Consider the following 6,945-nt stretch of genomic DNA (forward strand, 5'->3'; position numbering starts at 1 on the left):
ATCAATGCCAAGGTGTGGAGCTACGGTGTGGTGTGGGCACCCACCGCCAAGCTCTCGTTCAGTGCCGACTATCACCACTGGGATATCCGCGATGAAGTCGCAACCCAGAACGTGGATCAGCTGATGCGTGATGAGGCCGACTGCCGTCTGGGCAAGTTGCCGGCCAGCTCCGGCACTTGTGTGGCTGCGCTGTCGCAAGTCGTGCGTGGCCCCACGGGCGTAATTCAGAAAATCAGCATCCAGAAAGTCAACGTTGCCAAGGAAACCTTGAATGCGGTGACCTTGGACGCCAACTATCGCCAGGATCTGGGCGCTTACGGCACCTTGAACATGGGTGGTTCGTGGACCCGCAATCTCAAGCATGAGTTCCAGCAGTACCCAACCGACCCGATTGCTGATGCACTGAACGACCCGTACTACAGCACCGATCCGAAGGTCAAGGCCAGTGCGTCGTTGGGCTGGAACAAGGATCGCTGGACCACCACGCTGTATGCCAACTACATCGGCCAGACCCCGAACTACCGCGCTTCGCTGAATAAGCTGGGTACCGTGGACAAGTGGGGCAAGCCGATCGATGGCTACAACAACTACGGTGCCGCCAAGCTGGGCTCGTACACCACCCTCAATGGCAGCGTGAACTTTGCCGTCACCGAGGACTTCAAGTTGTCGTTCCTGGTCAATAACTTGGCCAACCGCATGCCGACCATGGATGTCAGCGGTTACGCGGGCAACACTGGTGCGCCGTACAACAGCAGCAATTTCGACGTGCTGGGCCGTGCGTACTATCTGGAAGCCAAGTGGAGCTTCGGCAAGGGCAAGTAATCGCCCAAGTCCATGTGTTACCAAAAACCCCGCCTATGGCGGGGTTTTTTTTATTGTTACTTCAAATTTCGATACCGCCTTGCTCCAACAATTCACGCAATGGCTGAAGTTGTGGTTCGAAACGTTTCCAACGTTGCATTGCACCGCGATGCAGCGGCTCGCGCACTTGCACCGCACTGGCGGTGGCCACGGGGGCGGTGTTGTCTTGAAACTGCAAGCACGCGTCTTCCCACGGCAGACCGCAATGCGCCAGCGCCATACGCATGGTGGCCTCTGGTGCGTCCACCAAGTCCTCGTAGTGCACTTCCAGAATCCGTCCGGGCATCACCTGCTGCCAGTGCCGCAGCAGTGCATCAAATTGCAGGTAATACGCGCCGGTATCCAGCAGATCAAACGAGTAGTCGTAATACGGCGTACTTTGTGCGAACAACTGGCGGAAGTTGCCCAGGCAAGTGTCCATCGGGTTGCGCCGCATGCAGAGGATGCGCGCCTTCGGCAAGGCTTGCGCGATATGCCCCAAATACAAGAAATTGTGCGGCAATTTATCCGTGAAGCGTGGCTTGCTGGCGGTGCCAGGACGGGTGCTGGCCACATAGGCATCGCCCACTTTCTGCCAAGGCAAATGCCGCGCCCGCTGGATGCAGTCCACGTCGATCAATTCCGGCGTCATGCTGCCCGATGCACGTTTGAGGACGACACCGAAGTTCTGCAACTCCCCTGCCGAATGCACCTGCGAGTGGCTGGACAGGATGCGATCCATCAAGGTGGTACCACTGCGTGGCATGCCCACGATGAAAATCGGTTCCGCGCTGTCACTCCCGATGGTGTTGTCTGCAATCGGCTCCGGAAAGGCTTCACGTACAGCCGCAAAAAGAGCGGCATCGCGGGCGCGACTGCCTTTGCGGCCCACTCCGCCGGCCTGCTTTCCGGCGACCAGATGGTTGAACGCGGCCGCGTCATCACGCAGGTCTTCCAACTCGGCCGACAGTGCCAAATTCAAATACATGCGCGCGTCGTTATCTGCTTCAGGACAACTGGCGAGCAGGGTTTGCAGCCTACTCAGGTGATTGTTGTCCGGTCCGGATTTGCGCAATTTCGCCAAGGCCAAATGGGCCTTCCAGTAGTGTGGCTGCCGGCTCAAGCAGGCTTCATATTCGCGCTCGGCATCCTCCAGTCGGCCGGCAAACGTCAGCGAGGTTGCCAGATTGAAGCGAAACGCGGCCTGCTGCGGGAACAGCGCAACCGCACGTTCAAACATTGCCACGGCCTTGGTGTGCTCGTTGCCGCGCGTGTACACCACGCCAAGGGTATCTGCGGTCATCGCATCGGTTGGACCGGCGTTGACCGCAGCATCAGCAACCGTCAGTGCTTCTCGCAACATACGCCCGTCCGACAACAGTTTGGCCAATTGCGCGGCATAGTCGGCACGTGCGGGATTCAGCCGTACCGCCTGCTGCAAATGCTGCATGGCCTGAGGCATCTGCTGCAGATTCATCGCTGCCACACCCGCAACGAACTGCACCCCGGCATGCCCCGGCAATTGTTGCAACAGCCTATTTGCCAGCCCGCTTGCGCGCAGCCAGTCTCCTTTATTTAACGCATCCACCGCCGCCTGATACATCGGCCTAGGATCAAACTCCACCGGCATGTCTTTTGTCTGTTGAGCCACCGCGATCACCTGTTCATGAAACACCACTGCAAGCCACAAGTGTATCCCCGATGGCAACGCCCCCTAACCGGTGCGATTTAGACCCTGCGACAACTGCCCCATACCCCTGCGAATGGGGTATAACGCAGACAAAGGGCGCGCCGCGCTCTTGCACATCCCTGGGAGGGGAATCACATGCGCACGATCCTGTTTGCAGCTCTGTTGGCGACCATCACGTTTGCAGCTTCAGCGCAGCAACACGCCACTTCGCCTATCGGCAAGTGGAAAACGTTGGATGACAAAACCGGAAAAATCACCTCGATCACCGAGGTTTACGCCGCCCAAAACAACACGCTTGCAGCCAAAATTGTGGAAACCGTTGGCGGAAAAACCATCTGTGAGGAGTGCAGCGGGCAATACAAAGGTAAGCCGCTCGTGGGCATTGCCGTGCTATGGAACTTGAAAGCAAACAATGATGGCACGTGGGGTGACGGCAAGGGCTACAAGCCGTCGGAAGATCGCAACTTCAATGCCAAGTCGGTCAAATTGATCGACGGTGGCAAGAAGTTGGAAGTGAAAGGCTGCGTGGCCTTTATCTGCCGCACGGCAACGTGGGTACGCGCGGACTGACCGCAGCGACGTTCGATGCGACGCAAAACCCCGGCTTGTCCGGGGTTTTGCGTGTAGGGGAGCGTGCTTTTGCGTGCGATAATCGGAACCCAATTTTTTGCAAAGTTTCCGCCGATGCCGCGCACTGTTCTAGTCACCAATGCCCTGCCCTACGCCAATGGCCCGCTGCATCTTGGGCACCTGGTGGGTTACATCCAGGCCGATATCTGGGTGCGCGCGCGGCGGATGCAAGGCGACAGCGTGCATTACGTCTGCGCCGATGATACCCACGGTACACCGATCATGCTGGCTGCCGAAAAAGCCGGGGTAAGCCCCGAGGATTTCATCGCCCGCATCAAAGACAGCCATGAGCGCGACTTTGCCGCGTTTGGCGTGGCCTTCGACCATTACGACTCCACCCATTCGCAGACCAATCGCGAGATCACCGAGCAAATTTACGCGGCACTGCATGCTGCCGGCCACATCAGCCAACGCAGCGTGGCGCAGTTTTATGACCCCGCCAAAGGCATGTTTTTGCCTGATCGCTACGTCAAGGGCAGCTGCCCCAACTGCAAATCACCTGACCAGTACGGTGACAACTGCGAGGTGTGCGGCGCGGCTTATGGCCCCACAGATTTGATCGACCCCAGGTCGGCGGTCTCCGGCGCCACCCCGGAAATCCGCGACTCTGAGCATTTTTTCTTCGAAGTTGGCCATTTCGAAGCCTATCTGCGGCAGTGGCTGGCAGGCGACACTGCGCTACCGGGGGTCAAGGCCAAATTGATGGAATGGCTGGACGCCGAGGGCGGCCTGCGGGCATGGGACATCTCACGCGATGCGCCGTATTTTGGCTTTGAAATTCCCGGCGCGCCGGGCAAGTATTTTTATGTCTGGCTGGACGCGCCCATCGGCTATCTATCCAGTTTCAAAAATTACTGCAACCGCAGCGGGGTTGATTATCAGCAATTTTTGAATGCCGATTCGCAAGCCGAACTGCACCACTTCATCGGCAAGGACATCGTCAATTTCCACGGCTTGTTCTGGCCGGCGGTGTTGCACGGTGCCGGCCTGCGCACACCTACCCGTTTGCACGTCAACGGCTACCTCACCGTGGATGGGGCCAAGATGAGCAAGTCGCGCGGCACCTTCATCATGGCGCGCACGTATCTGGATGCCGGGCTGGATCCGGAAGCGCTGCGCTATTACTTCGCCGGCAAAACCTCGGGCGGGGTGGACGATGTGGATTTGAACCTTGCCGACTTTGTGGCGCGGGTCAACAGCGACATCGTGGGCAAGTTTGTGAATCTTGCCAGCCGCTGCGCCGGCTTTATCGAAAAACGCTTCGGTGGTCGGCTTGCCGATGCATTGCCGGATGCGGCCCAATATCAGCGTTTCGTTGCCGAGCTGGCCGGTATTGCCGCTGCTTACGCGCGCAATGAAGCCGCCAGCGCGCTGCGGTTGACGATGGCACTGGCCGATGAAGCCAACAAATACATCGACGATCACAAGCCGTGGGTGCTGGCCAAGCAAGACGGGGCCGAGGCGCAGTTGCAAGCGGTGTGTACGCAAGGTTTGAACTTGTTCCGGGTGTTGGTTGCCGCGCTTGCGCCGGTGCTTCCGCGCACAACGACGCAGGCCAGCGCCTTCCTCGATGCGCCAGTTACGCAATGGCACGACGTTGCGCAACCGCTATTGGCGCGCGACATCAAACCCTATTGCCCACTGTTCACCCGCATCGACCCCAAACATATCGATGCAATGGTCGATGCCAGCAAGGACACGCTGCAAACTGCACCCCAAATGCAGCCTGCCGCAGCCGCAAACGCTGCCGACAAACCACCGGTTGCGGCCGTTGCCAATGACACGGCTTACATCGGCATCGACGACTTCGCCAAATGTGATTTGCGTATTGGCACCGTGCTGGAATGCGGCGTTGTCGATGGTTCTGACAAGTTGCTGCGCTTCTTGCTGGACGCTGGCGATCTAGGTCAGCGGCAGATTTTTTCCGGCATCCGCGCAAGCTATGGCGAGCCGGAAAAACTCATCGGCCGCAGCGTGGTGTTCATCGCCAACTTAGCCCCACGCAAAATGCGCTTTGGCATCAGCGAGGGGATGATTTTGTCGGCCGGGTTTGATGGCGGTGCATTGGCATTGCTGGATGCCGATACCGGCGCACAACCGGGTATGCCGGTGCGCTGATATTGCGCACCTCACGCGCCGTGGTGGCGTATCTACTTCCGCTCATGTCCCCCGATGCCGGCACTATGCCGGCATCTCCTCCTTGACTTCGCGGCAGCAGATACGCCACCACGGCACTTGCTATCTTCACGCTTATGACCTCGCCCAACGCCGCCAGCCTGATCGAACGTCTCGACCGCCTGCTACCGCAAACCCAGTGCGGACAGTGCGGCTTTGAGGGTTGCCGCCCGTATGCACAGGCGATGGCACGTGGCGAAGCGGACATCGACCACTGCCCGCCGGGCGGCGATGCCGGTGCACGCGCACTCGCAAAACTCCTGGGTGTGGATGCCAAGCCCTACGACCGTAGTCGCGGCGAACACAGGCCCGGCGAATTGGCGCTCATCATCGAGGCCGACTGCATCGGCTGCACCAAATGCATCCAAGCCTGTCCGGTGGATGCGATTGTGGGCGGCGCCAAATTCATGCACACCGTACTGGATGACCTGTGCACGGGATGCGCGCTGTGCATCCCGGCCTGCCCAGTGGATTGCATCGAGATGCAATCCGGTTGAATCAACCGGTTACCCCACCACCTTGTAACAGGGCTTGTAGTCACCCGAAATCTTCATGCGTCGCTGCTGCACGAATGCGCGCAACAGCGCATCCAGCGCCTGCATGATGTCTGGATCGCCATGGATCTCGAATGGGCCATGCGCCTCGATCCGGCGCATGCCGTCTTCCTTCACGTTGCCGGCGACGATGCCGGAGAACGCACGGCGCAGGTCGGCCGCCAATTCGTGCGGTTTGCGGCCGTGGTGCAGGTCCAGCCCCGCCATCAGCTCGTGGGTGGGCACGAAGGGTTGTTGCAAATCCAACGGCACATGCAACGCCCAATTGAAGAAGAATGAATCACGCTGCGCGATACGCTGCTCCTTCACCTTGAGGATGCCAATATCCATCGTCTTCGCCACCTTGGCAGGGTCGGCCACGATGATCTGGTACAAGTTCGCGGCTTCATCCCCCAAGGTCAGGCGGATGAATTTGTCGATTTGTTCGAAGTACGGCGCTGCGGCCGTTGGGCCGGTAAGAATGAACGGAAAGCGTAGGTGTGAATTCTCTTCACGCAGCAAAATTCCCAGCAAGTACAGAATTTCCTCGCAAGTCCCCACGCCACCGGGAAACACGATGATGCCGTGGCCCAAGCGCACGAAGCTCTCCAGCCGCTTCTCAATATCCGGCATGATCACCAGATGATTGACGATGGGGTTGGGCGATTCGGCCGCGATGATCCCCGGCTCGGTGATGCCGATATAGCGGGTACGCCGGCGACGTTGCTTGGCATGCGCAATGGTGGCGCCTTTCATCGGCCCTTTCATCGCCCCCGGGCCGCAACCGGTGCAGATATCCAAGCCGCGCAGGCCCAATTCATAGCCCACCTGCTTGGTGTATTTGTACTCATCCTGCCCGATCGAATGCCCGCCCCAACACACCACCAGGTTCGGGTCAGCCGGGTGCAGCACGCGCGCATTGCGCAGCAAGCGAAATACCGCATCGGTGATGCCGTTCGAAGTCTCCAACTCGGTATCGCCATTGAGGTCGATCGCGGTGAATGCCAAATCACGCACTACCGCAAACAGCAACTCGGCGACACCGGCAATGATCTGCCCATCCACAAACGCCATCGC

The 6,945-nt window shown here is 59.0% G+C and carries 6 protein-coding genes; 4 read left to right on the forward strand and 2 right to left on the reverse strand.

Annotated features, from left to right (window positions below):
* Positions 1 to 822, forward strand: an 822-nt coding sequence (locus PK789_RS11110) for a TonB-dependent receptor domain-containing protein (RefSeq protein WP_324308849.1), incomplete at its 5' end; no start/stop codon positions are given.
* Between the two features lie 61 nt (positions 823 to 883).
* Here the strand turns inward: PK789_RS11110 and PK789_RS11115 are convergent.
* On the reverse strand, positions 884 to 2,491 hold the full coding sequence (locus PK789_RS11115; RefSeq protein WP_324308851.1) for a tetratricopeptide repeat-containing sulfotransferase family protein: 1,608 nt from the start codon (positions 2,489 to 2,491) through the stop codon (positions 884 to 886).
* A 174-nt stretch (positions 2,492 to 2,665) separates the two neighbouring features.
* Here PK789_RS11115 and PK789_RS11120 point away from each other — a divergent pair, with 174 nt between their 5' ends.
* From PK789_RS11120 to rnfB, 3 genes are all read left to right on the forward strand, one after another.
* Positions 2,666 to 3,100, forward strand: a complete 435-nt coding sequence (locus PK789_RS11120; protein ID WP_324308854.1) for a DUF2147 domain-containing protein — start codon at positions 2,666 to 2,668, stop codon at positions 3,098 to 3,100.
* A 114-nt stretch (positions 3,101 to 3,214) separates the two neighbouring features.
* The gene (gene metG / locus PK789_RS11125; RefSeq protein ID WP_324308855.1) at positions 3,215 to 5,278 is read left to right on the forward strand and encodes a methionine--tRNA ligase; all 2,064 of its coding nucleotides are present in this window, start codon (positions 3,215 to 3,217) and stop codon (positions 5,276 to 5,278) included.
* Positions 5,279 to 5,400: 122 nt separating this feature from the next.
* Positions 5,401 to 5,832, forward strand: coding sequence for an Rnf electron transport complex subunit RnfB (rnfB, locus tag PK789_RS11130; protein ID WP_288968432.1), 432 nt, complete (start codon positions 5,401 to 5,403; stop codon positions 5,830 to 5,832).
* 9 nt (positions 5,833 to 5,841) lie between these two features.
* On the opposite strand, the gene ppnN is transcribed toward rnfB, so the two are convergent.
* Positions 5,842 to 6,945 (reverse strand): nucleotide 5'-monophosphate nucleosidase PpnN (gene ppnN / locus PK789_RS11135; RefSeq protein WP_324308857.1); only part of this gene is annotated, 1,104 nt, incomplete at its 5' end.

Source organism: Thermomonas sp., assembly GCF_035369645.1.
GTDB lineage: Bacteria > Pseudomonadota > Gammaproteobacteria > Xanthomonadales > Xanthomonadaceae > Thermomonas.

Coding starts and splice junctions, on each gene's coding strand:
- PK789_RS11120 (WP_324308854.1), top strand. CDS start 2,666: ATGCGCACGATCCTGTTTGCAGCTCTGTTGGCGACCATCACGTTTGCA.
- metG (WP_324308855.1), top strand. CDS start 3,215: ATGCCGCGCACTGTTCTAGTCACCAATGCCCTGCCCTACGCCAATGGC.